The 23,655-nt window shown below is 74.0% G+C and carries 24 protein-coding genes and 1 pseudogene; 9 read left to right on the forward strand and 16 right to left on the reverse strand.

Annotation, left to right across the window (positions count from 1 at the left end):
* Positions 1 to 160: 160 nt before the first annotated feature.
* On the reverse strand, positions 161 to 1,258 hold the full coding sequence (locus ACFWXO_RS09945; protein ID WP_380523092.1) for a trypsin-like serine peptidase: 1,098 nt from the start codon (positions 1,256 to 1,258) through the stop codon (positions 161 to 163).
* Between the two features lie 146 nt (positions 1,259 to 1,404).
* Here ACFWXO_RS09945 and ACFWXO_RS09950 point away from each other — a divergent pair, with 146 nt between their 5' ends.
* On the forward strand, positions 1,405 to 2,163 hold the full coding sequence (locus tag ACFWXO_RS09950; protein WP_380523093.1) for a serine hydrolase: 759 nt from the start codon (positions 1,405 to 1,407) through the stop codon (positions 2,161 to 2,163).
* A 101-nt stretch (positions 2,164 to 2,264) separates the two neighbouring features.
* Here the strand turns inward: ACFWXO_RS09950 and ACFWXO_RS09955 are convergent, their stop codons facing one another.
* The 7 genes from ACFWXO_RS09955 to ACFWXO_RS09985 all read right to left on the reverse strand — a co-directional run bounded on the left by ACFWXO_RS09955 (position 2,265) and on the right by ACFWXO_RS09985 (position 9,677).
* Positions 2,265 to 2,684 (reverse strand): DUF2690 domain-containing protein, encoded by a 420-nt coding sequence (locus ACFWXO_RS09955; RefSeq protein WP_380523094.1) that lies wholly within the window; start codon positions 2,682 to 2,684, stop codon positions 2,265 to 2,267.
* A 231-nt stretch (positions 2,685 to 2,915) separates the two neighbouring features.
* Positions 2,916 to 4,049 carry an FAD-dependent monooxygenase gene (locus tag ACFWXO_RS09960; RefSeq protein WP_380523096.1) on the reverse strand — a complete coding sequence of 378 codons (1,134 nt, stop codon included), beginning with the start codon at positions 4,047 to 4,049 and terminating at the stop codon, positions 2,916 to 2,918.
* Between the two features lie 47 nt (positions 4,050 to 4,096).
* Positions 4,097 to 4,711: an ATP/GTP-binding protein gene (locus ACFWXO_RS09965; protein WP_380523097.1), complete on the reverse strand. Its 615-nt coding sequence runs from the start codon at positions 4,709 to 4,711 to the stop codon at positions 4,097 to 4,099.
* Between the two features lie 3 nt (positions 4,712 to 4,714).
* Positions 4,715 to 5,080 (reverse strand): DUF742 domain-containing protein, encoded by a 366-nt coding sequence (locus tag ACFWXO_RS09970; protein WP_375895482.1) that lies wholly within the window; start codon positions 5,078 to 5,080, stop codon positions 4,715 to 4,717.
* 104 nt (positions 5,081 to 5,184) lie between these two features.
* Positions 5,185 to 5,631 carry a roadblock/LC7 domain-containing protein gene (locus ACFWXO_RS09975; protein WP_375895420.1) on the reverse strand — a complete coding sequence of 149 codons (447 nt, stop codon included), beginning with the start codon at positions 5,629 to 5,631 and terminating at the stop codon, positions 5,185 to 5,187.
* A complete protein-coding gene (locus ACFWXO_RS09980) occupies positions 5,631 to 8,486 on the reverse strand; it encodes a nitrate- and nitrite sensing domain-containing protein (RefSeq protein ID WP_380523098.1) in 2,856 nt (951 codons plus the stop codon). Before ACFWXO_RS09980 ends, ACFWXO_RS09975 begins: the two co-directional genes overlap by 1 nt.
* A 501-nt stretch (positions 8,487 to 8,987) precedes the next feature.
* Positions 8,988 to 9,677, reverse strand: a complete 690-nt coding sequence (locus ACFWXO_RS09985) for a FadR/GntR family transcriptional regulator (RefSeq protein ID WP_380523166.1) — start codon at positions 9,675 to 9,677, stop codon at positions 8,988 to 8,990.
* A 290-nt stretch (positions 9,678 to 9,967) separates the two neighbouring features.
* On the opposite strand from ACFWXO_RS09985, the gene ACFWXO_RS09990 reads away from it, so the two are divergent.
* The 5 genes and pseudogenes from ACFWXO_RS09990 (at position 9,968) to ACFWXO_RS10010 (ending at position 13,939) form a co-directional block, all read left to right on the forward strand.
* Complete coding sequence (locus ACFWXO_RS09990; protein WP_380523100.1) at positions 9,968 to 11,725, forward strand: 2-isopropylmalate synthase; 1,758 nt, start codon at positions 9,968 to 9,970, stop codon at positions 11,723 to 11,725.
* Positions 11,726 to 11,732: 7 nt separating this feature from the next.
* Positions 11,733 to 12,242: a YbaK/EbsC family protein gene (locus ACFWXO_RS09995; RefSeq protein ID WP_380523101.1), complete on the forward strand. Its 510-nt coding sequence runs from the start codon at positions 11,733 to 11,735 to the stop codon at positions 12,240 to 12,242.
* A 303-nt stretch (positions 12,243 to 12,545) separates the two neighbouring features.
* Positions 12,546 to 12,932 (forward strand): annotated as a pseudogene (locus ACFWXO_RS10000) (peptidoglycan-binding protein); the annotation flags it as partial.
* Between the two features lie 12 nt (positions 12,933 to 12,944).
* Positions 12,945 to 13,433: a peptidoglycan-binding protein gene (locus ACFWXO_RS10005; RefSeq protein WP_375892119.1), complete on the forward strand. Its 489-nt coding sequence runs from the start codon at positions 12,945 to 12,947 to the stop codon at positions 13,431 to 13,433.
* Positions 13,434 to 13,642: 209 nt separating this feature from the next.
* Positions 13,643 to 13,939, forward strand: coding sequence for a DUF1330 domain-containing protein (locus tag ACFWXO_RS10010; RefSeq protein ID WP_375892109.1), 297 nt, complete (start codon positions 13,643 to 13,645; stop codon positions 13,937 to 13,939).
* 54 nt (positions 13,940 to 13,993) lie between these two features.
* Here ACFWXO_RS10010 and ACFWXO_RS10015 read toward each other — a convergent pair whose 3' ends face one another.
* The 3 genes from ACFWXO_RS10015 to ACFWXO_RS10025 form a co-directional block, all read right to left on the reverse strand.
* The gene (locus tag ACFWXO_RS10015) at positions 13,994 to 14,668 is read right to left on the reverse strand and encodes an O-methyltransferase (RefSeq protein WP_380523102.1); all 675 of its coding nucleotides are present in this window, start codon (positions 14,666 to 14,668) and stop codon (positions 13,994 to 13,996) included.
* Positions 14,669 to 14,707: 39 nt separating this feature from the next.
* Positions 14,708 to 15,613, reverse strand: coding sequence for a HEAT repeat domain-containing protein (locus tag ACFWXO_RS10020; RefSeq protein WP_380523103.1), 906 nt, complete (start codon positions 15,611 to 15,613; stop codon positions 14,708 to 14,710).
* 199 nt (positions 15,614 to 15,812) lie between these two features.
* Positions 15,813 to 17,381: an MFS transporter gene (locus tag ACFWXO_RS10025; protein WP_380523167.1), complete on the reverse strand. Its 1,569-nt coding sequence runs from the start codon at positions 17,379 to 17,381 to the stop codon at positions 15,813 to 15,815.
* Positions 17,382 to 17,538: 157 nt separating this feature from the next.
* On the opposite strand from ACFWXO_RS10025, the gene ACFWXO_RS10030 reads away from it, so the two are divergent.
* Positions 17,539 to 18,531, forward strand: coding sequence for an Lrp/AsnC family transcriptional regulator (locus ACFWXO_RS10030; protein ID WP_375892104.1), 993 nt, complete (start codon positions 17,539 to 17,541; stop codon positions 18,529 to 18,531).
* 55 nt (positions 18,532 to 18,586) lie between these two features.
* On the opposite strand, the gene ACFWXO_RS10035 is transcribed toward ACFWXO_RS10030, so the two are convergent.
* The 4 genes from ACFWXO_RS10035 to ACFWXO_RS10050 all read right to left on the reverse strand — a co-directional run bounded on the left by ACFWXO_RS10035 (position 18,587) and on the right by ACFWXO_RS10050 (position 21,563).
* Positions 18,587 to 19,066 carry an RICIN domain-containing protein gene (locus ACFWXO_RS10035; RefSeq protein ID WP_380523104.1) on the reverse strand — a complete coding sequence of 160 codons (480 nt, stop codon included), beginning with the start codon at positions 19,064 to 19,066 and terminating at the stop codon, positions 18,587 to 18,589.
* A gap of 229 nt (positions 19,067 to 19,295) precedes the next feature.
* Positions 19,296 to 19,775 (reverse strand): RICIN domain-containing protein, encoded by a 480-nt coding sequence (locus tag ACFWXO_RS10040; protein ID WP_380523105.1) that lies wholly within the window; start codon positions 19,773 to 19,775, stop codon positions 19,296 to 19,298.
* Between the two features lie 276 nt (positions 19,776 to 20,051).
* Entirely contained in the window at positions 20,052 to 20,741 is a 690-nt protein-coding gene (locus ACFWXO_RS10045) for an alpha/beta fold hydrolase (RefSeq protein ID WP_380523106.1), read from the reverse strand.
* Positions 20,742 to 20,864: 123 nt separating this feature from the next.
* Positions 20,865 to 21,563 carry a glyoxalase gene (locus ACFWXO_RS10050; RefSeq protein WP_380523107.1) on the reverse strand — a complete coding sequence of 233 codons (699 nt, stop codon included), beginning with the start codon at positions 21,561 to 21,563 and terminating at the stop codon, positions 20,865 to 20,867.
* Between the two features lie 140 nt (positions 21,564 to 21,703).
* Here ACFWXO_RS10050 and ACFWXO_RS10055 point away from each other — a divergent pair, with 140 nt between their 5' ends.
* Positions 21,704 to 21,943, forward strand: a complete 240-nt coding sequence (locus ACFWXO_RS10055; RefSeq protein ID WP_380523108.1) for a hypothetical protein — start codon at positions 21,704 to 21,706, stop codon at positions 21,941 to 21,943.
* 8 nt (positions 21,944 to 21,951) lie between these two features.
* Here the strand turns inward: ACFWXO_RS10055 and ACFWXO_RS10060 are convergent, their stop codons facing one another.
* On the reverse strand, positions 21,952 to 23,121 hold the full coding sequence (locus ACFWXO_RS10060) for a PQQ-binding-like beta-propeller repeat protein (protein WP_380523109.1): 1,170 nt from the start codon (positions 23,119 to 23,121) through the stop codon (positions 21,952 to 21,954).
* 108 nt (positions 23,122 to 23,229) lie between these two features.
* Here ACFWXO_RS10060 and ACFWXO_RS10065 point away from each other — a divergent pair, with 108 nt between their 5' ends.
* Positions 23,230 to 23,619: a VOC family protein gene (locus tag ACFWXO_RS10065; protein ID WP_375892092.1), complete on the forward strand. Its 390-nt coding sequence runs from the start codon at positions 23,230 to 23,232 to the stop codon at positions 23,617 to 23,619.
* Positions 23,620 to 23,655: the final 36 nt, after the last annotated feature.

The raw sequence follows: 23,655 nt of genomic DNA on the forward strand, positions 1-23,655 counted from the left end.
CCTGTTCTAGTCCGCGAGCGCCCCCCAGCGCGGGGGCGGGGCTGGGATCCCCCGCGCCCGCGGCCCCCCCGCCCAAGCCGCCCGGCCCGCGGGGGCCCGCGCGCGGGTGTGCGACGGCGGGCCCGACTCCCCACTCCAGTCCGCTGTCCTCCCGTACGGCTCAGCCGTCGGCCTGGGCGCCCTGGGCGGCCTGGTACAGCGGTTTGGTGATCGCGGAGGTGAACTGCGGGCCGACCAGGTGCCGGGTGCACGAGGGGGTGCCTCGCTCGCAGACCTGGCCCGAGGAGTCGAAGAAGCCCGCCTGGGTGTTGTCGCCCACCACGGTGCCGATCCCGGCGGACGGGTCGAAGTCGGCGATGCGGGGACCGCCGCTGGAGCCGCCGCCCATGACGAAGGGGGCGCCCCACAGGCCCCGGGGCTCCGGGTGGTCCTTGGTGCCGGGGTACTCGAGGGTCTGCCCGGTGCAGTGGGCGAGCCTGGCCCCGGTGAACTCGGGCAGGCCCGAGCGCGCGGGATCGCCCGAGGACTCCCGCGGATAGCCGAACTGGTGGACCGTGGCGTTGCCCGGCCGGTCGAAGCCGATCCGCTGTGCGGCGCCGACGGCGTCCTGGACGCGCCGGCCCTCGGCGTTGCGGTTCAGGACCAGGAACGCCTGGTCGTAGGCGTCGAACCGCAGGCCGTTCTGCTGGTCGTCGAGCAGCCAGGTGGTGTCGGCGATCCCGGCCCGGGCGACGAACTTGCCGTACGGGGCGAGGCCGTCGTGGTAGCCGGGGACGAACATCTCGTTCGACAGCCACTCGTTGTTGTCACCGAGGAGGTCGGTGCTGTTGACGCAGTGCGCCGCCGTGACGACGGTGCTGCGGTTCGCGCTGTTCACGACGGTCGCGGTGCAGCTCTCGTCCTCACCGTGGTTGGTGAAGAAGAGCCTGCCCACTGTTCTGCTCAGGGTGTCGGACCCGGTCCACGGGCCGCCGTCCGGGCCGCTCCTGGGCGGGTTGCCGGAGGACGGCTGGTTCAGGGCGGCCATCCGCTCCGGGGTCCAGTACGCCAGGACGGCCTGCTGCTGCGCGGCCGTGACCGCCGACGGGTGGACGGAGACCCGGCTCGTGGCAGCGCCGGTCGCCGGGTCGGCCGTCGCGCCGTCCACCGGGTCGGCTGCGGCGGGTGCGGCCAGCGCGAGCCCGGCGGCCAACACGGCAGTCGTCAGGGCGAGGTGAGTGCGTGTCCGGTTCCTGGTCCGGTCATGTGTGGGTGACATGGACGGCACTGTAGGAACGGGAGGTCAGGTTCACGTCCGGGGAGCGTCTCATCCGTCCATCGATCACGTCAGGTTCCGCCGGAGAGCGTCTCGTTCGTGTATCGGCGGTCACCGGTTCCGGGGCGGACATCCCCTACTCTTCCTCCATGCTGTCTGTGGTGGTGGCCCCTTGGGCGGGCGACGCGGAGCCGGTCCTGCTGCGCGCGCCGGACGAACTGCACGACGCCGCGAGCACGATGAAGGTCGCGGTCCTGGCGGCGCTGGCCCGCGGCGGGGTGGACCTCGACGCCGAGGTGCCGGTGGTGAACCGCTTCGAGTCCGTCGTCGGCGGGGAGTTCGGCAACGATCCCGACTGGGACAGCGATCCGCTGCCCTGGGAACTGCTGGGCACCCACGTGCCGCTGCGGCTGCTGGCCGAGCGGATGATCACCCACTCCTCCAACCTGGCCACCAATCTCTGCCTGGCCCGCACCGACCAGCGGACGGTGGCCGAGGTGTGGCGCCGGGCGGGGGCCACCCGCAGCTCCAGCCCGCGCGGGATCGAGGACTACGCGGCGCGCGCGGCGGGCGTGCACAACCGGGTGAGCGCCCGTGACCTGGTCCGCCTGCTGCACTCGCTCGCCGACGAGCCGGAGTTGCTGGCGCTGCTGGAACGCAACGACTACCGGGTCGACCTCGCGGCCGGTGTCCCGCCGGGCACCCGGATCGCGTTCAAGAACGGCTGGGTGCCCGGCGCCCGGCACTGCGTCGGCCTGGTCCACCCGTACGACTGCCCGCCGTACCTGATCGCCGTCTGCTACACCGGCCCGCTCGCCGACGGCACCGACCGCACCGACCCGGCGGCCCGCCTGCTGGCCCGGATCTCGCGGGCGGTCTGGCAGCGGCGCAAGGAGATCACCCGCTGATCGCGGGCATCGGCGTGCCGTCCGGTTTCCAGGCGGCGACGATCCGGTAGTCCCAGCCGCGGTCCCCGTCAGGGGGACCGCGGCGCGCGGGTCGGGTCGGGTCAGGACCAGAGGGTGGAGGAGGCCATGGTGCCGTCGGGCCGGTAGTCGGCGGCGTAGGCGTAGATGTCGGCGTCGTTGACCATCGCGGTGTAGACCGTCCCGCCCGAGCTGCCGGCGGTGACGGTCCGCTCCTCGTTGTTGGTGTTGCGGACGACGTACTTGTGGCCCGCGCTGGTGCCCTTCATCCGGGCCCAGACGGCGCGGCAGGTGCGGCTGTAGCGCAGTTCGACGCCGGTGTCGGCGGTCAGCAGCGTGGTGGCGTCGTTCTGGCAGACGGTGCTCGCCGGGTCCAGGCCGGTGCAGCTGGCCGCGTAGCAGGTGGTCGCGGCCGAGGCGGGGGCCGAGCCGAGCGCGATGCCGGACAGGGCCAGGGCCAGGGTCGAGCCGATCATCGCTGCCTTGCGGGTGATGGGGCGCATCGTGTGTTCCTCGTCCTCGGGTGCTGGATCCGTACGGGGCCCGACTATCCGGCCCGGACCCGGTGTCCCGCTACGCCTTGGGATCCCCGGGACGTCCCGTCCCCGTCCAGGGATCGCACCCGGGAACCGCGTCCGAGGACAGGACCCGGGACCGCGGCCGAGGAGCGCGAACGGCCGCGCCCCGCCGGACGGTTCCGGCAGGGCGCGGGGTCACGACGCGAGGCGACCGGCTCAATACGGCTTGACGAGGACGTGCGCGGCGCCCGGGATGCCGATCTTGAGCAGCTCGTCCTCCTCCGGGGTGGTCGGCGTGCCGGTCTCCTGCTTGAGGACGGCGCGGGACAGCGACTGCACCCACATGGCGCGCGGGCGGCGGCGCGCCTCCCAGGCGGTGAGGGCGGCCGGGACGTCGGACGCCGCGTCGAGGCTCTCGGCGAGGACGAGGGCGTCCTCGACGGCCATCGCGGCGCCCTGGGCGAGGTGCGGGGTGGAGGCGTGGGCGGCGTCGCCGGCGAGGACGACGCGGCCGACGTGCCAGGGCTCCTCGACGGTGACCTGGGAGATCCGGGAGTAGACCACGGCGGCCGGGTCGGTGACCTGGGCGAGGGCCTCGGCGATGGGGCCGCCGAAGCCGGCCAGCCGCTCGTGGAGCTGCTCGTGGGCGCGCTCCGGGTCCGGGCGGAAGTCCTCGGCCTCGGCGAACACCGAGCCCAGGTACATGAGTTCCTCGCTGATCGGGGTGAGCAGCGCCTTGGCCTTCAGGTTGCCGGCGGACATCACCACGCCCTTGGCCTCGGGCGAACGCGGCAGGGTGACGCGCCAGTTGGCGAAGCCGGTGTACTCGGGGGCGTACCGGTCGCCGTACAGGTGCCGGCGCAGCGGCGAGCCGATGCCGTCGAAGCCGACGACCAGGTCGTAGCGGCCGCCGTGGCCGTCGGTGAGGGTGACGTCGACCCCGGTGCCGTCGTCGGTGAGCTCCGAGATCGTGGTCCCGAAGCGGACCTCGGCGCCGGCCGAGGTGGCGGCGGCGGCCAGTACCCGGGCCAGGGCGGGGCGCGGTATGCCGTTGTTGGAGGGGGCGTCGCCCATCCGGGGCTGGGGGATCTGCGCGAGGGTGGTGCCGGCCGGGTCGCAGATGGTCAGCACCTCCCACTCGAAGCCGACGGCGAGGCACTCGTCCAGCACGCCGATCTCGCGCATCACGTGCAGGGCGTTGGACGGCTGGATGATGCCGACGCCCAGGGCCTCCAGCCCGTCGCGCAGTTCGGCGACGTCGACGTGGTGGCCGCGCCGGGCGAGGGCGGTGGCGAGGGTGAGGCCGCCGATGCCGCCGCCGTGGACGAGGACGCGCAGGGGTGTGGTCATGGAAGGGTGCTCCAGAGTACGGGGCTCGAGCGGGGGCTCGAACGGGCTCAGCCGACGGGGGTGGCGGCGAGGTCCATCAGGTGGTCGACCAGGGCGAGCAGCAGGTCGCGGCCGAAGCCGCGCTCGCGTACGTCGCCGATCAGCATCGGGACCTGCGGGTCGAGGTCGAGGGCGGCCCGGATCTCCTCCGGGGTGCGGGTGTTGTGGCTGTGGAAGCAGTTGATGGCGACCACGAACGGGATGCCGCGGCTCTCGAAGAAGTCGATCGAGGCGAAGCTGGTGTCGAGCCGCCGGGTGTCGGCGATGACGATGCCGCCGAGGGCGCCGTTGACCAGGTCGTTCCACATGAACCAGAAGCGCTCCTGGCCGGGCGTGCCGAACAGGTAGACCACCAGCTCGGGGCTGACGGTGATCCGGCCGAAGTCGAGGGCGACGGTGGTGGTGTCCTTCTGGTCGACGCCGTCCAGGTCGTCGACGCCGACGCTGGCCGTGGTCAGGTACTCCTCGGTGCGCAGCGGGGTGACCTCGCTGACCGAGCCGACCAGGGTGGTCTTGCCGACGCCGAAGCCGCCCGCGATCAGGATCTTGACCGCGGCGGGGGCGGCGGGGGCGGCGGGGGCCGCGGAGGCGGCAACGGGTGCGGGGGAGTGGGGTGTTGCCATGGTTCAGAGTCTCCGGAGTCCTTCGCGTACGGCCGTGAGCAGGCCGAGGTCCACGCCCCCGGCGGCGCGGGCGACCGAGAGGGGTGCCCGGGCCTTCAGCAGGCCCTGGGCGACGAGGTCGCCCAGCAGGATCTTGGTGACCGAGACCGGGAGGTCCAGGCCGGCCGCGACCTCGGCGACGGCGGCCGGGCGGCGGCAGCGGTCGAGGATCAGCCGGTGTTCGGGCTGGAGGCCGCGGGCGCCGGTGCGGCTGCCCCGCGCCAGGGCCGCGTCGGCCTCCTCCTCGGCCGTGGTGAGCACGGTGATCAGGGTGAGGTCGTCGCGCTCGGGCGCGGTCCGGCCGCGGGTGATGGTGTACGGGCGGACCATGACGCCGGTCTCGTCCTCGGCGTACGGTTCCTCCAGCTCGCTCCAGTGCGGCGTCCGGCCGCGGGCCCGCGGGTCCTCCTCGCCGGTGTGCGGCCCCACCCCGGTCAGCCCCGGGTCCGGGAGGCGAAGACGTCGAAGGACGCGGGGGCGCCCTCGGCGCGGGCCGGGGTGGTGAGCTTCTGGCCGACCTGCTGCACCAGGGTGTGCATGGCGACGGACATCACCTCGGCGTCGACCTCCTGGGAGGCGACCACGGCCAGGTGGGTGCCCTGGGCGGCGGCGATGACGAACAGCCAGCACTCGGCGAGCTCGACGATCACCTGGTGTACCGGCCCGCCGTCGAAGAGCTGGCCGACGCCCCGGGCGAGCGACTGCTGGCCGGTGGCCACGGCGGCGAGGCGCTCGGCGTCGGCGCGCTCGATGGTGCGGGAGTGGCTGACCACGAGGCCGTCGTCGGAGAGCAGGACGGCGTTGCGGGTCCCGGGCACCGAGTCGACGAGTCCGTCCAGCAGCCAGTCCAGGTCCTGGTGGGTGGCGATCGTGCGGTTCATCACTGGTCATCCGTTCGTGTGGTTCGGGGGTCCGCGGCCGGCAGGGCCCAGGGGGAGGGCGCCGACGCGGGGGCGGGGGGACCGGCGGGCGGAGCGGGGGGAGCCGGCGGGGTGGGGCGGGCGGGCAGCGGGTGTTCGCCGCTGTCCTGGGAGCGGGCGGCGCGGGACTGCCGCTGGAAGGCGCCGATGGTGGCGCCGGAACGGCGGACGGGCCGTTCGGTGCCCTGGGGGTGCTCGGACGGGGCGGCGGCGGGCTGCCCGGCCGCCGGGTCGACCCATTCCTGCCGGGTCGGCGGGGGCACCCGCAGCTCGGCGGCCAGGCTGGCCTGGCGGACGCGCTGGGGCAGCGGCGGCTGGCCGCCCTCGACCTGGCTCACCGGCACGGCGGAGGGGTACTCGCGGTGCCGGCGCCGCTCGGCCAGCCGGTAGTGGTCGGCCGGGCGGTACTGCTCGTCGGCGTACGGGGCCTCGGCCTCGGTGACCCGGGCGTAGGCGATGTCCGGGTAGGCGGGGGCCTCCGGCGCGGGGGTGGCGGTGCCGGTGGCGGGCTGCGCCCCGGCCGGTGCGGCGGCGTAGGCCGGGGCCGGGTCGACGGGGGAGCTGTGCTGGATCGGCTGCTCGTACGACGGCGCCTGCTCGTACGGCTGCGGCGACGCCTGCTGATGGGACTGCGCCGGGAACGGGGCCTCCGGGAACGGCGCTTCCGGGAATGCCGCTTCCGGGAATGCCGCTTCCGAGAACGGTGGTTCCGGGAGCGGGGCTTCCAGCGGCCCCGGCTCCTGGAAGGCCGGGGCGACGCACCGCGCCGGAGCGACGGTCGCGACCGGTGCGCCGACGCCGGCCCCGAGGCCGACCCCGCCGACCCCGACCGGCAGCTGCTCGAAGGAGTCCACCGGTGCGACCGGCGGCCCGACCGCGACGGTCGGCTGGGCCGCCTCGTCGGAGGCGGAGCGCACCGCCCGGCGGGAGCGCCGGACCAGCGGGATGGGTTCGACGGGGGCGGCGTCCGGGAGTCCGGCGTCGCCGTCGATGACCAGCTCGTCGGGGACGAGCACGACCACCCTGGTGCCGCCGAAGGCGGACGGCCGGAACTCGATCCTGAGTCCGGTGAGCGAGGCGAGCCGGGCGACGACGTGGAAGCCGAGCCGGATGTCGTCGGCCCGGGCGAGCACGTCGGTGCGCGGCGGGCGGCTCATCAGCTCGTTGGCCGCGTCGTACTGTTCCGGGTCCATGCCGAGGCCGCGGTCCTCGATCTCGACCGCGAGGCCGCGGCCGACCATGGCGGCCCGGACCTCGACCGGGGTGGGCGGCTTGGAGAAGGTGGTGGCGTTCTCCATCAGCTCGGCGAGCACGTGGGCGACCGGCCCGACGGCCCGTTCGGAGAGCCAGGGGTGGCCCTCGACGTCGATCATGATCCGCCGGTAGTCCTGCACCTCGCCCTGGGCGGAGCGCAGCACGTCCAGCAGCGGGACGGGCTTGCGCCAGCGCCGCTGGGGCTGGCCGCCGGCCATGATGACGAGGTTCTCCTCGTAGCGGCGCAGGCGGGCGGTGAGGTGGTCGAGGTCGAACAGGCCCTCCAGGACCTCCGGGTCCTCGTGCTTGCGCTCCAGTTCGTCGAGCTTGCGCAGCTGGCGCCCGATCAGCAGCTGGGTGCGGCGGGCGATGCGCTGGAGCAGCCGTTCGAAGCCGCGGTGCTGGTCGGCCTGCCGGACGGCGGCCTCCAGGGCGGCGGAGCGGGCCAGGTTGAGGGCCTGGCCGAGGCGGGCGAGTTCGTCGGTGCCGTTGCCGTGCTCGCCGGTGGTGACGGCGCGGCTCGCGGCCTCGGTGTCGACCTGTTCGCCGCGGCCGAGGCGGTCGACCACCTCGGGCAGGGTGCGCTCCATCTCCTCGGCCTGGGTGTGGAGTTCCTTGATGCGGCGGCGCAGCGAGCGGCTGAGCCGCCAGGAGGCGATGACCACCGCGATGACGGTGATCAGGCCGACCACGGCGGTCAGCACGACGCGGGTGAGCAGGCCGAGGATGGTGCCCTTGCCGACCTCGACGATGGCGCCGGTGCGGGCCTCGATGGCCTTGACCAGCTGGGGGTTGAGCTGGTCGACGGCCTGGCGCCACTGGTCCTGGGCGGCGGGCAGTTTGACGGTGCCGTTGGACTCGGCGGCGGTGGGCCGGGTGAGCTGCTGCTCGACGGCGGTCTTGGCCTGCCAGGCGGGGCTGTTCATCAGGTCGTGCCAGGCGGCGGCCTCGCCGTCCGGGACGTACGGGACGACCTGGACGGTGAACAGGTGGTCCTGGGCGCCGATCAGCTGCTGGACCTGCTGGTAGTCGGCGGTGCTGAGCCGGCCGGTGGGCCAGCCGCGGGCCAGGACGGCGTCCTCGCGGGCCAGCATCTCCTTGGCCCAGAAGGAGTTGACCAGGGTCTTGGACACCCAGGTGACCTCGCCCGCGTCGACGTGGCTGAGCGCGGTGAACAGCCGCAGGTCGACGGCGATGAGGTCGGTGTAGTACGTGAAGACGGCCTGCTGGTCGAGGGCGCCCTTGTCGACGGCGGCCCGTTCCTCGGCCAGTTTGCCCATGGCCTGCCGGGCTTCGGCGACGGCGGTGCGGACGTCGTCGGGGGCGTTGTCGGCGGTCTCGCCGGACAGCGCCTGGAACTGGCGCACCGCGTCGTCGGTCAGCTGCCGCTGGTGGCGCAGCTGGTCGGCGTTGCTGCCGGGCCGGGCGAGCGCCTCGGCGCTGAGCCGGCGCTCCTCCTGGAGGTTGTAGTAGACGATGTTGGACGGCTGGCCGGCCTTCTGGGCGAGCATGCCCTGGGCGGCCTGGCGCTGGAAGTCGAAGACGGTCTCACCGCTGGTCACCGCCCAGAGGGCGACCAGGGCCAGGCTGGGGACGACGGCCAGGACGAGCAGCGCCGTCCGCAGGGACAGGCGTGGACGCCTGCGGGGGGTCTTCGGCGTCGGGGGCCGCCGATTCGCACGCGCGCGCAGAGCAGACTCCTTGGGACTGGCGGCCGGCCGGTGAGGGGCGGGCCGTCCGGGCACGGGCTTTTGACGAAGCGATACTAGCCATATCGTGTGATTGGAGTGAAAGCCCGTGTGCCACCTGCGTGGTGCTTGTGCACCAGCCGGACACAATGTCACCCCCGCGTTGACCGTCTGTGTCCGAAGCAGCCGGGTTTGCTCCTGCCTGACACAGTGTCGTCCCCACTCCGGGCCGTTGGGTGGCCGCGGTGTGAAAACTGTGTGACGCCCCTCCGGAAGACGGCCCGCGCCCTCCGGTGGGTTCAGCGAGGGCCGCCCGCCGGTGACTTCGAGGGGAGCATCCGCCGGTGGGTTCAACGGGGCCGCCCGCCGCTGGGTTCAGTGCGGGCTGAGCAGCCGCGAGCGCGTCGACTCCAGCTCCGCCGCCAGCACCCGCCCCGCCGCCGCCGGATCGCCCTCGTGCAGCGCCCGCACCAGCTCCGCGTGCGAGTCGTACCCCTGGTTCGGATCCCCCTCGCGTAGACCGAACAGTCCGACCAGGGCCACCAGGTGCTCCCGCAGCACCGGCGCGAACTGGGCGAAGAGGTCGTCCAGGACGGGGTTGTGGGCGGCGGCGACGATCGCCGTGTGCAGCGCGATGTCGGCGTCCACGAAGACCGCGTCGTCCGCGCCGCCGGCCGCCAGGCGTGCGGCCAGTGCGGCGTCCACGGCGGCCAGGTCGGTCTCCGTGCGGCGCTCGGCGGCCAGTCGGGCGGCCTGCACCTCGACCATCGTCCGCACCTCGTAGACGTGCGCCAGCTCGGCGGCCCGCAGCCGGGTGGCCCAGTCCCCGGCGGTCGGGCGGTCGGACGTTACGAACACCCCGGCGCCCTGGCGGGCGCGCACCATCCCGGCCGCGGCGAGGGTGCGCAGCGCCTCCCGGACGGTGGAGCGGCCGACGCCCAGCTCCTTGGCGAGCGCGACCTCGCCGGGCAGCCGGCCGCCGACCGGCCACTCGCCCGACCGGATCCGCCGCTCGATCAGTTCGGCGGCCTGGGCGGCGAGGTGGGAGGGGCGGAGCGGGGGCATCGTCGTCACCTGTCAGGTTGTCTGAGGACTTCGGTCATGGTTACCCTACCCGGCATGCAGCCGTGGAGCGCTCTCCTTCTTGGTGGCCGCAGCGGGGCGTGACCTGACCGGCACCCCGCTGCGGGGCGCCGTCCTGCCGGTCCCCGGAACCAGAGCGCGGGAATCCGATCCCGATCCGATCCCGATGATCCGGGCGCGATCCCGATGATCCGATCGTGATCCCGATCCCCGATGATCCGATCCCGCCGCCCGGCTCCGGCACCCGAGTCGAGGACCCCCGAGGACGCCCGATGCGATTCCCGACCCTGCACGCCCCCGCCGGCCCCACCCCGGCCGACGCCCCCGCCTGGAACCCCCAGCGCGGCGGCGCCATGCCCTCCCACCGCTACCGCCCCGCCCACGAGCGGGTCCAGGTGCCCGCCCTGCTGCGCCGCTGGCCCGGCCGCCGGACCGAGCGGGCCCCGCTCTGGGTGCCCGTCGACCTGCGCGACGGCAACCAGGCGCTCGCCGAGCCGATGGACCCGGCGCGCAAGCAGCGGATGTTCGACCTCTTCCTGGCCATGGGCTTCAAGGAGATCGAGGTCGGCTACCCCTCCGCCAGCCGCACCGACTTCGCGTTCGTGCGCCGGCTCGCCGAGACGCCCGGGGCGGTGCCGGAGGACGTCACCGTGGTCGTCTTCACCGCCGCCCGGGCCGACCTGATCGACCGCACCTTCGAGGCCGTCGAGGGCCTGCCGCGCGTCCTCGTCCACCTCTACACCGCCACCGCCCCGCTGTGGCGGGACGTCGTCCTCGGCAAGGACCGGGCCGAGCTGCGGGCGCTGATCACCGCCGCCGCCGAACGGATGGCCCGGCTCGGGGGCGACCGGGACGGCGTGCGGTTCCAGTTCTCGCCCGAGGTGTTCAACCTGACCGAACCGGACTACGTGCTGGAGGTCTGCAACGGCCTGACCGAGCTGTGGGACGCGAGTCCCGACCGGCCGGTGGTCCACAACCTGCCAGCCACCGTCGAGATCGCCACCCCCAACGTCTACGCCGACCAGATCGAGTACCTCGACCGCCACCTGGTCCGGCGCGACAGCGTGATCCTCTCCGTCCACCCCCACAACGACCGGGGCACCGGCGTCGCCTGCGCCGAACTGGCCGTGCTGGCCGGCGCCCAGCGGGTCGAGGGCTGCCTGTTCGGCAACGGCGAGCGCACCGGCAACGTCGACCTGGTCACCCTGGCGCTCAACCTGCACACCCAGGGCGTCGACCCGATGCTCGACCTGTCCGACATCGACACGATCCGCCGCACCGTCGAACACTGCAACCGGCTGCCCGTGCACGAACGCCACCCCTACGCGGGGGACCTGGTGCACACCGCCTTCTCCGGCACCCACCAGGACGCCATCAAGAAGGGCTTCGCCCGGCACGCGCGGACCGCCGCCGAACTCGGCCTGCCCGAACGGGAGGCGCCCTGGTCGGTGCCGTACCTGCCGATCGACCCGGCCGACCTCGGGCGCGACTACGAGGCGGTGATCCGGGTCAACAGCCAGTCCGGCAAGGGCGGCATCGCCTACCTGCTGCAGAGCGCCGCCGGACTGGAGCTGCCCCGGCGGCTGCAGATCGAGTTCGCCCGGGTCGTCCAGGAGGCCGCCGACGACAGCGGGCGGGAGGTGACCGGCGAGGAGCTGTACGCGCTGTTCCGGGCCGAGTACCTGGACGCCGGTGCCGCCCGCGCCTGGCGGGTCGACGGCGGCCGGGCCGAGGTGGACGGCCGCCCGGGCCGCGGCGCCGGGCCGGTGGACGCCGTCGCGGACGCGGTGGGGGTGGAGGTGCTCTCCTTCACCGAGCACAAGGTCGGGGGCAGCCCGGACGCGATCGCCTACGTCGAGGCCCGGGCGGGCGACGGCGCGGTGGTCTGGGGCGTCGGACGCGACGCCTCGGTGCTCACGGCCGGCGTACGGGCGGTGCTCAGCGCCGCCGCCCGCGCGGCCGCCCGCGCGGCGTCCGGAACGGCTTCCGGGATGGCGTCCGGGGTGGCTTCCGGACGCGGAAAGGCATGATGGGGCGATGAGTTCACCCCTTCCCGCACGAAGCGTCGCGGTCGCCGAGGCACTGGCGGCCGCCGGCGTCACCGGTGAGATCCTCGTCCTGCCCGACTCCGCCCGCACCGCGGCCGAGGCCGCTGCCGCCCTCGGCTGCGAGGTCGGGGCGATCGCCAACAGCCTGGTGTTCACCTGCGACGGCGAACCCCTGCTGGTGATGACCAGCGGCGCCCACCGGGTCGACACCGCCCACCTGGCGGCGGAGTTGGGCGCGGGCCGGATCACCCGGGCCTCCGCCGACCAGGTCCGCGAGGCCACCGGCCAGGCCATCGGCGGCGTCGCCCCCACCGGGCACCCGGCGCCGCTGCGGACCGTCGTCGACACCGCGCTGCGGCAGTACGAGGTGCTGTGGGCGGCGGCCGGGCACCCGCACACCGTGGTGCCGATGACGTACCAGGAGCTGCTGCGGGTCACCGGCGGCGCGGCGACGGCCGTGGTGCCGCCGTCGGAGCCGAGCGCGGCGGCCGACGGCTGACGGCCGGTAGCCGGGCTCGCAACGGCCCACCGCCGTCCCGGCGGCGGGCCGTCGCCGTGCGGCGCGTCCCTGGGACGCCCGGGACGCCGGGGGCACCCGGGCCGCAGACCGGTCCCGGGGGCGGACGGCGTCCCAGGGACGGGGAAGCGCTAGCGGGACGCCGTCGGCGGCTCCTAGCGTCTCCCCACGGCGGCCGGTCGCGGCCGACGGCCGTCCGGCGCCGCCGATCCCCTCTCCTGCGCTCCGCGCTCAGTCAGTCAGTGAGGAACCGTCATGAAACGCATCTCGGCCATCGTCGCCGCGATGTTCGCCGCGCTGCTCGCGGCCGTGCTCGTCGCTCCGGCCGCCCAGGCCGCGAGCTGGCCGCTGGTCCGCAGCGGTGACCGCGGTGACAACGTCACCACCGTCCAGTACCTGCTGTCCGCCCGCGGCTTCGCGACCGGCGTCGACGGCGACTTCGGCCCCGGCACCGAGGGCAAGGTCAAGGCCTTCCAGCAGTCCGCCGGCCTGAACCCGGTCGACGGCATCGTCGGCGGCGACACCTGGTCCAAGCTGATCGTCACGGTCCGCAACGGCGACAACGGCGACGCCGTCAAGGCCCTCCAGGTCCAGCTGAACGCCCACGGCGCCGGCCTCGCCGTCGACGGTGCCTTCGGCCCCGGCACCGACGGCAAGGTGCGCGCCTTCCAGCAGAGCGCCGGCCTGAACCCGGTCGACGGCATCGTCGGCCCGGCGACCTGGGGCGCCCTGCTCGGCGGTGGCGGCAGCACCGGCGGTTCCGGTGGCGGCAGCGGTGACAAGCTCACCCAGTCGCAGGCCGCCTCGATCTTCTCGTCCGCCGGCATCACCTGGTCGTCCTCGGGCGGCTGCTCGGACCGCAACAACAGCAGCTGCACCTCCTTCGACGGCCTGCGCCGCGCCTCGGCCGACGGCGCCGTCAACTTCAAGCGGGCCAGCAACTGCGCGGTGAACATCACCGGTGGCACCGAGGCCGGCCACGCCAGCGGCACCTACAGCCACGGCACCGGCTACAAGCTGGACTTCGGCATCACGAGCTGCATCACCAACTACATCCACGGCAACTTCTCGCACAGCGGCACCCGCGGCGACGGCGCCGACCTGTGGACCGCCCCCTCCGGCAACATCTTCGCCAACGAGGGCAGCCACTGGGACGTCACCTTCATGAACTGACGCCTGCGGAGCGCTTCCTGAGCGGCGCACCCTGCTGGGGCAGGGCCACCGGAAACCCTCCGGTGGCCCTGCCCCGTCGCGTTGGGGGCGGCCTGGTACCCGGGCGCGGCCCGCCGGACCCCGCCCGCAGGGCGCCGTCCGCGACGGGGACACTGGGGTACGGGCCGTCCACCGGGCCGGCCCCTTCGCAGAGTTGACGAGGAGCCGACGTGCCCGCCCTGCTCATCCTGAACTACGACGTCACCGACCCCGAGCGCCTGGAGGCCTACCGCCAGGGCGCCGCCGCCGTCCTGCTGGGCCCCGCGGAGCTGGTCGCCAGCACCGACCGGACGGTCCACCTGGGCGAGGGCGGTCGCCCGCCCGGTGGCAGCCACACCGTGGTGCTGCGCTTCGCCGACGCCGAACAGGCCCACGCCGCTTACGCGTCGGACGCCTACCGGGGCCTGCTGGAGGAGCGCCTGGCGGCCACCGTCCCGTTCACGGCGATGATCGTGCCCGCCCTCTGACCCCGCCCCCCGACCCCTCCCTCCGTCGGGCACCGCACCGGGCACCGCGTCCGGTTACCGCACCCGGCGGACGACGGTGAAGCCGTCCCAGCCCTTGGCACCGACCGTCTGGAGCGCCGTGGCCTCCAGGCGGTCGTCCGCGGCGATGTCCGCGAGGACGGTGCGCACGCCCCGGACCCGGTCGTCGACGCTGTCCGGGTCCGTGACGGCGCCGTTGCGCACCACGTTGTCGATGACGATCACGCTGCCGGGGCGGGTCAGCGCCAGGGAGGCCTTCAAGTAGGCCGGGTTGCTGGGCTTGTCGGCGTCGATGAAGACGAAGTCGTACGGCTCGGTGCCGGCCTCGACCAGCTGCTCGGCCGACTTGAGCGCGGGGCCGGTGCGGAGGTCGACCCGCTCGGCGACGCCCGCCCGGCGCAGGTTGTCGGCCGCGACCGCGGCGTTCTGCGGCTCCAGTTCCAGGGTGGTGACGTGGCCGTCCCGGCCGACGGCGCGGGCCAGCCAGATCGTGCTGTACCCGGCCAGCGTGCCGAACTCCAGCACCCGCCGGGCGCCGCTCATCCCGCACAGCAGGGCCAGCAGCTTCCCCTGGTTCGCCGCGACCTCGGCCTGCGGCATCGTCGTCGCCCCGCCGGACCGCCGGGCGTGCACCAGCGCCTCGTCCTCGGGGACGAGGGTGTCGACGAAGTAGGCGTCGACCTCGCGCCAGGCCTGTTCGGATGCGTACATGCCGTCGTTCCTCCCCAGCGGTGGTCCCGGCCGCTCGGGTCAGTCGGCGAGCCAGGCGAAGTCCTCAGGATGGCGCATCTGGTGCAGGCAGACCAACAGCCCGTTCCTCTCGTCGAGGTCCTCGACGGCGTCCAGCCAGGGGACGGCGGCGAGGAGTTCCACCAGGTCGTCTGTGACGGCGGTGTCGAGGAAGGCGTCGAGGTCGGCGGGTATCGGGTCGTCGGTCAGGCAGAGCCAGGCGAGGGCGGCGCCGACCCGGACCTCCGGCGGGCGGGCCTCGTCCCGCCACCAGGCGTGCAGGAGCGCGGTGGTGGCCGGATCGCCCGCTTCCCAGGCGAGTTGACCGAGCGCCAGGACGAGGGAGGCGCGCACTGCCGGGTCCTCCTCGACGGCGAGGCGCCCGTGCAGCACGGCCGCGACCACGGGCGCCGGGGGCGGTACGACCGCCGCGGCCTGGGCGACGGCGTGGCGGATCTCCGGGTCCGGGTCGTCCAGCAGGTGGAGCAGCAGCGCCGCGTCCGCGGCCACGGCCGAACGGGCCGCCTCGATCGACCGGTTGGCCAGGCTGCCGTCCTGCTCGTACCGGGGCCGGTCCGCCGGGAGGCCGACGCGCAGCAGGCCGCCACGCGTCCCGTCGCCCCACGGCATCCGGTGGGCCACCGACGCCGTCAGCCGCACCAGCGAAGCGCGGTGCCGGGGGTGCGCGAAGGCGATGCGCAGCAGGAAGGGGACGGCCAGGGCGCCGGCCGTGGAGGTGCCGCCCTGGTGGGCGAGGCGGTTCCACAGTGTGGCGAGGGCTCCCTCGGAGGCCCTCGCGTCACCCAGGCGGACGGTCTCCAGCAGGGCGGGGACGTCCTGGGCCGAGCCGTAGGCGTGGTCGAACCGGGCCCAGGGCACCGCGTCGTAGCGCAGGTCGTCCTTGACCACCCGCGGTATCGCGGCCACGACCGGGCGCACGTCCTCACGCTCGGGCAGCGTGCCCGCCCAGCCCCTCGCGGCCGGTGCCGACGTCTCGGTCCCGATCCACCCCACAGCAGTTCCCCGTCCCGCAGACCAGTTGGTGCACACCCTTCCTCACATGTGCCACCGACAACCCGAAGGGCTGCCGGTGGCGAAGGTGGTGATGCTGGGGGATCGGGCGGCGTCAGGGCGCGGGCACCGGCTCCCGGTCGGTGGCCGGGGCGGTGCGCGGCGCCGGGGTCCGGGGCGGCGCCGGGCGGAGCAGGACGGCGCAGGCGAGGGCGGCCAGCAGGGCGAGCGAGGCCGCGACGATCAGGCAGAGCCGCAGGCCGTCCAGGAAGGAGCCGCTGAGCGCCGTCAGGGCCTGGCCGGTGGCCGGGCCGAGGTCCAGTCCGGCGACGGCGCCGAGGCCCTGCGCGCGGGCGACGTCGACGACGTGGCCGGCGGTCGCGGCCGGTACCCCGGCGTCCGTGAGCCGGCCGGGCAGGGCGTCCACGGCCCGGGTGGTCAGCAGGGCGCCGAGCACGGCCGGGCCGAGGGCGCCGCCGACCTGGCGGAAGGCGTTGTTGCCGGCCGCGGCCATGCCCGCCAGGTGGTGCGGGACGGCGGAGACGGCGGTGGCGGTCATCGGGGTGAGCACGGCGCCCAGGCCGAGCCCGAGCAGCAGCAGCCGCCAGGCGATCGAGCCGAAGGAGGTGTGGGCGTCGAGGTTCGTCAGCGACAGCAGCGAGCCCGCCGTGACGACCAGGCCGGAGGTGATCAGGACCCGGGCGGACACCCGGTGCATCAGGCGCCCGACGGGCAGGCTGGCGGCCAGCGACGCCCCGGTCACCATGACCATCCGCAGGGCCGCCTGGAGGGTGGTCAGGTGCTGCACCAGGCCGAAGTACAGGCTGAGCGCGAAGAAGAAGCCGATCAGACCCAGGAAACTGATCATGGCGACCAGCGAGGTGGCGGTGAAGGCCGGGCTGCGGAACAGGGCGGGGTCGATCATCGGACTCGCGCTGCGCCGCTCCACGGCGACGAAGACGACCGCGGCGAGCGCACCCAGCACCAGGGCGGCCACCGTGGCGGGCTCGCCGAAGCCGTTCGCGCCGCCCTCGATGACGCCGTAGACCACGGCGGTGACGGCCACGGCCGCGCTGATCTGTCCCGGCCAGTCGAGCCGACGGCCGTGCGGGGCGCGCGAGTCGGGCAGCAGGAACGCGGCGACGGCCAGCACGACCAGCGACACCGGGACGGGCAGCAGGAAGATCCAGCGCCAGGCGACGTGGTCCAGCAGCACGCCCGCGATCAGCGGACCCACGGCCAGCGAGGCCAGCAGGGACATCGCCCACAGCCCGATGAACCTCCCGCGCTCCCGGTGGTCGGGCACCGCGTGGCTGATCAGCGCCAGCGTGGTCGGCAGCAGCGCCGCCGCGCCGAGGCCGGAGGCGGCCTGCCCGGCCCACAGCACCTGGACGGAGTCGGAGCCCAGCGAGACCGCCGCGCCCACCGCGCACAGCGCCATGCCCGCCTGGAACACCCGCTTGCGGCCGTGGACGTCGCCGACCACGCCGGTGGTCAGGATCAGCGCGGCCATCGGCAGCACGAACGCGTCCGACACCCAGGACAGTTGGGCCGTGGTGGCGCCGAGCGCCCGCTGGATCGCGGGCAGGCTGACCGACACGGTGGTCACGGGCAGGTAGGCGACGAAGACGCCCAGGCAGGCCATGACGAGGGTGACGCCCCGTCCGGTCCTGGGGCCTTGCATCGTTGCGGAGTTCACGGAGGTCGTCCTTCGGGTGCGGAGGGTGCGGAGGGTGCGGAGTCGCCGACCAGCTTCACCCCGGCGGGTTCGGGATCCCCGAACGATCTCGGAGGACGTTCCGGAACATCCATTCCGGTGCCGACTGTGTGATGATTCCGCCATGCCCGACGCTCTGGACCGCACGATCATCCACGGACTCCACTACGGCCCGCGGGTCCCCTTCCGCCGCCTCGCCGAGGTCATCGGGGTGTCCGAGCAGACCGTGGCGCGCCGCTACACCGCGCTGCGCCGCAGCGGGGTCCTGCGCGTCGTCGGCCTGAGCTCCGCCGCCGCCCACGGCCGGGCCGAGTGGATCGCCCGCCTGCGCTGCCGACCCGACGCCGTGGGGCCGCTCGCCGACTCCCTCGCCCGCAGGCCCGACGTCGCCTACGTCGGCATCGCCTCCGGCGGTTCGGAGATCAACTGCATCATCCGCTCACCGGCCGGCACCGGCCGCGACGACGTCCTGCTGCGGCAGCTCCCCAAGGCGGCCTCCGTCCTCGACATGAGCGTCGACCTGCTCATCCACCCCTTCGGCCCCGAGCGCGCGGGCGGCTGGACCGGCGGCGAGGGCTCCCTCACCGAGGAGCAGGTCCGCCGGCTCGCCGGGGAGCGCCCCGCCCCCGTCGGCCCCCCGCTCACCCCGACCGACGAGGACCTCCCCCTGCTGGCCGCCCTGGCCGAGGACGGCCGCGCCTCCCACACCCGCCTCGCCGAGGTCACCGGCTGGTCCAAGCCCCGCGTCGCCCGCCGGATGGAGGCCCTGGAGTCCTCCGGCTCGCTGGTCTTCGACATCGACACCATGCCGGAGCGGCTCGGCTACGAACTCAACGCCACCCTCTGGCTCCAGGTCGACCTGTCCGGGCTGCACCGCATCGGCGAGGAGATCAGCCGGCACGACGAGGTCGCCTTCGCCGCGGCCGTCAGCGGCCGGCACAACATCATGGCCGTCGTGTTCTGCAAGGACACCCCGGACTTCTACCGCTACCTGAGCACCCGCCTCGCCCGCATCGAGGGCATCCGCGGCTACGAGATCAGCGTCCGCGTGCGCCGCCTCAAGCAGGCCGCCTCCCTGATCCACCACGGCCGGCTGATCCACCCGGCCCTGGCCTGACGGGTGCTGCGGCGCCGGCCTGCCGGTGGGCGCGGCGGGCCGGGGCCGGTCTGCGCTACTTCTCGTAGGCGGTCCACTGCTGGTTCTGGGAACCGACCGACAGCTCGGTGGTCACCCGCTGGTCCTGCCCGTTGGCCTGGAGGACGTAGTCCAGGTACTTCACGCTGGCGATGGCCGTGGCGTCCACGCTCGGTTCGACGATCCACCGCTGGGCGAGGTTGGTCGCGTCGCAGTTCTGCTGGGTGACGGCCTTGCCGGGGCCGGCGGCAGCGAGGCACTTGCCGTAGTGGGTGCCCTTGATGGTGAAGGTGCCGTTGCCGAGCGGAGTGAGGGTCCAGACCTGGTAGGTGAGGTTGGGGTCGCGGGTCCAGACCTCGCCGCCGAGGTACTCGTCCAGGTTGTTGAAGTCGCTCTGGACCTGGAGGGAAGCGGTGACCGGGACAGCGGCCGAGGCCGTTCCGCAGTTCAGGACGGCGCCGCCGGTGAGGGAGGCGGCCGCCACGAGGGTGGCGACGGCCTTCTGGGTGATGCGCACTGCTTCTCCTAGTTCGAGGGGTCGGCGAGCCCGGGGTGGGCCCGCCCGGCCGCGAAACTAGGGGTGCGAGGGAAGTCGTTTGTGGACGACTCGATGAGGGTAGGCCAACTGGTTCAGGCGTTTCGCTGGGACGGCGCAGCGGTGGCGGTCGCGAGGGTGAGGAGGGCGACCTCGACGGTGCGGTACCGGCCCGCCGCTGGGTGGCGGCGGACCGGTACCTGAAAGGGCGTCACTTCAAGTAGGGGGTCCACTGCTGGTTCGTGGTGCCGAGCGACAACTCGGTGGTGACGGGCCTGTCCAGGCCGTTGGCCTGGAGGACGGTGTCCAGGTACTTCGCGCTCGCGATGGCCGTGAAGTCCAGGCCCGGGTCGAGGTACCACCGTTGGGCGAGGTCGTTCGCGTTGCAGGGCTTCTGGGTGACGTTCGCCCCGAGGCCGTTGCTCGCGATGCACTTGCCGTAGTGGGTGCCCTTGATGGTGAAGCTGCCGTCGCCGAGCGGGGTGAGGGTCCAGTTCTGGTACGTGAAGCTGGGGTCGCGGGTCAGCACGGTGGTGCCGAGGTACTCGTCCAGGTTGGTGTTGTCGCTCTGGGCCTGGAGGGAGGCGGTGACCGGGACGGCGGCCGTGGCGGTCCCGGAGTTGAGGACGGTGAGGCCGGAGAAGGAGACGGCCGCCGCGAGGATCGCGACGGCCTTGTGGGTGATGCGCACTGCTGCTCACTCCTAGATCTAGGTAGTCGCGAGCCCGTTCGGTCGGGCCCGCTCAGCCGCGAAGCTAGGTGGGCGGCGGTGCGGTTCGGCCGCAGCTCGGGAGGTGTCGGCCCGAGTGGTCACGGTGTTTCACCTGGATGGGTCAGCCGATGCCGCCGCCCCCCGATGCCACCTGAACCCGGCCATAGCCGGACTCCCGGCAACTCGCACCCGTGAACCGCGAGGAGTGGGAAGTCGACGCTGCCGACTTCCCGTTCCTCCCGCGTGCCAGGGCCGCTACAGCGCGGCGCGGTACGCCTCCAGGCGCTCGGCCAGTTCCTCCGGGTGGCCGAGCATCGGCAGGTGGTCGCCGGGCATCTCGTCCGGCTCGATGCCGAGCCGCTCGACGGCCAGCCGCCGCATGAACTCCACCGGGAAGAACCGGTCACCGGCCGACAGCAGGACCTCGGTCGGCACCTGCGGCCAGGCGTCCAGTGGCCACGGGTCGCCGAACGGCGCAGCTGCTTGCGGTTGTTGGTGATGCGTCAGGAGTTCGGCGGCGAGCTCCGCCGAGGTGTCGTGCAGGTAGAGGGTGACCGGGTCCTCCTCGGTGCCCTCGGGGACGCCCCGCCGCCGGTCGGCCTCCTGCCGGGCCCCGCCGTACCCGGTGGTGTCCCACCACGCGCCCGGCGTCTCGCCCGGGGCCGGGATCTGGGCCTGGAGCATGACCAGCAGGTCCACCGGCACCCGCGCGCACACCAGCGGCCCGGTGAAACCGCCGAACGAGTGCGCCACCACGACGAGTTCGGACCGGTCGCCGATCGCCGCCACCACCGCGTCCGCGTACGCGCCGAGCCCGGCCGACTCGTCCCCGCACGGCAGGTCCGGTGCGATCACCTCATGGCCCCGGCCGCGCAACTCGGCGGCCAGCGGCCCCCAGTACCACGCGTCCGCCGCCGCGCCGTGGATCAGTACGTACGTCGCCACCGTGCCCAACCTCCGTCTGCTCGGGAACTCGCCGCTCTCCGGCGCCGGGTGACCCCGTCACAAGCTACCCGCCCGCACCGGCCGCCCATCGGTTCCCACGACGGCCGGGCGGACGGCGGAACCTCAGGGCATGCCCGCCGGGCCACGTTCGGCGTCGGTGAGGTCGAGGGCGTTCAATCGTTGACGCCATCCGTCGACGCCTTCGGTCTCGTCCAACGAAGTGGCGAGCTCGATCAGCGTGGTGAGCGTCCGGGCCGTGTCCACGGGCGGTGCGGTGGGCCCGTGCCTACGCAGGGCGGTGGTGAGGACCCGCAGGGCGGCGCGGTCGTCGTTCTTGAACTCGCTGAGGATCCGGGCGTTGTCGAGGGCCCTGGCCAGCCCGGTGAGCTCCTTCGAGCCGCCGTACTCCAGCCCTGCGGGTTCGTCCCGCTGGATGAAGATGACCGAGTTCCCGGACGGGTCGACCATGGTGAACCGGCTTGCCCCCGGCCGGAACCGGGTGATGCGCGGCCTGCCCTTGGCCGGGACCTTCCCGTAGGCGGCGCGCAGGGCTCTGCTGAACTCGGCGTGGTAGGGCGCGACATCGTCGACCAGGATCAGGCAGCCTCCCACCTCCTCCTGGCCCGGGTCGGTGTTCTTCGGCGGTGTTCCGAAGTGCAGGGCGAAACCGCTCCACTCCAGTGCCAGGTAGAGGTAGGGCCGGGTCTGCTGGAAGGTGACCTCGAACCCCAGCGCCCGGTAGAACTCCAGCGTCTCCTCCACCGAAACGCACGGCATCACCGGCACCGTCGTCTCGTTGGCCCGTATCGTCGCTTCCGTCATGCCCGCCGCCTCTCGGTCTCCGCTCGGCACCACCGCTCCGAGCTTGCCGCAGATCGCGTTTTCGCGCCTATGGGGATCCCGGGGCGGCCGACGGGAAAGCCGGGTGCTCGAACGTCCCGGTCCCGCCTACGATCGCCCGCATGGAGCGACACGTGCCCCGTGGCCTCGGTCCCGTGGACAGTCATGCCGCCCGGTGCTGGGAGCGGGGCGACGCCGGGCACGAGCGGAGCATCCGCCTGCACCCGGTGCATCCCGAACGGAACCTCGCGCGGTACGTCGAGCGGATCGAGGCGGCGGGGTGGCGGCTGGTGGAGCGGACGTACCGGGACGACGGGGCCCACCGCCGGTGTTCGATGCGGTTCGCCCGTGGCGCCGGGTGAGCCCGGCCTCAGGTCAGGGTGCCCAGGGCCTGGAGGCCGGTGCGGCTGCTGCGGTAGACGGTGGAGCCGGCGGCGGCCAGCGAGACGTAGGTGTACCCGGTGCCGGAGCGGAGGTCGTCCGGGGCGTCCTGCCAGCGCGGGCTGCCGGTGGTGAGGTCGAAGGCGAACAGCCGGTCGTCGTTGGTGCCGACGTAGGCGACGCCGTTCGCGGTGGTCATCGAGCTCTCGCCGCGGCCCAGCCCCAGGGTCACGGTGGCCGTCCAACGCGGCTCGCCGGTCTCCGTGTCCATCCCGACGAGCTGCGTCCCGCTGAGGAAGCAGACCGTCCCGTCCGCGGCCGACAGCGGGTGGTTGGTCGCGCCACGCTGCATGCGCTGCCAGCGCACCCGGCCGGTGGCCGCCTCCAGCGAGCAGACCCATGTGGTGGTCGCGGTCCCGCCGGCGTAGGTGAGCAGGACGGCGCCCCGGTGGACGACGGGGGTGGTGTTGACGCCGGGGACGGTCTCCTGCACCCAGCGCTGCTCGCCGGTGCGCGCGTCGAAGGCGCGGGCCCCGGCCCCGCCGGTGTACACGGTGTCGCCGTCCGCGGCCAGGAAGTCCCCGGCACCCGACGCCTTGCTCCAGCGCGTTTCGCCGGTGGCCGGGTCGTGGGCGTGCAGTGCGCCCCCGTGGACCGCGAACACGAGGCCGCCGCCGACGGCGACCGGGGTCTGCTCGGCGGGGAGCTCGGCCCACTCCGGCACCGGCACCTGCCAGCGCACCTCGCCGGTGGCGGCGTCCAACGCCTGCAGCCCGGTCGAGGTGGCCGTGTACACCGCGCCGTCGCCCACCGCCGACGGGCGGCCGCCCAGGTAGGCGGAGACGGCGTCGGGCGAGTCGACCGCCCGGCTCCAGCGGACGGCGCCGGTGCGGGGGTCGAGCGCGCGCAGGTTGCCGTCGGACCCGGAGACGTAGAGGTCCCGCTGCGGGCCGTCGGTCAGGAGGAGCCGCCCGTTCGCGGCCGTCGTGCTCCAGAGCCGGGGGCCGTGCTCGGCGCTCCGGTCCGCCCACCAGCGGGCACCGCCCGCGACGGCGAGCGCGCCGATGCCGCCCGCCGCGCTCAACAGCAGCCGCCTGCGGTTGATCTGGTTGACCTGGGGGCGGGCCGGCGGGTTCTGGGCTGCTGCATCGGGATTCACTCCGTACAGGACTTCGTACCCGCTCGGATGGTTCCCGGCGCGCAACCCGGTGGCGGTCGGCGCGCAACCCGGTGGCGGCCGGCGCGGGAATCGGGGAGGCTCGGGCGCATGGTCTCGGTAGTGCAGAACGTGGCGGTCGACTGTGCGAACGCCTATGAGCTGGCCCGCTTCTGGAGTGAGGTGACGGGCCGACCGCTCGGCCCGGACGACGGGCCCGGCGACGAGGAGGTGGCGGTGATGCTCGCGGAGGGGCCGGTGCTGTACTTCAGTCAGGTGCCCGAGCCGAAGACGGCCAAGAACCGCCTCCACCTGTGCCTGCGCCCGGAGGGCCCGCGCGACCAGGAGGTGGCACGGCTGCTGGAGCTCGGCGCCACCCTCGTCGCCGACCGCCGCGAGCCGGACGGCACCGGGTGGGCGGTGCTCGCGGATCCCGAGGGCAACGAGTTCTGCGTGCTCCGCAGCGCCGCCGAGCGGGCCGCCACGGAGGCGGGGGCCTGAGCCGCCGTTCGACCCCGGCACTACGGGTGTCGTACG

This window comes from Kitasatospora sp. NPDC059088 (genome assembly GCF_042738155.1).
Lineage (GTDB): Bacteria > Actinomycetota > Actinomycetes > Streptomycetales > Streptomycetaceae > Kitasatospora.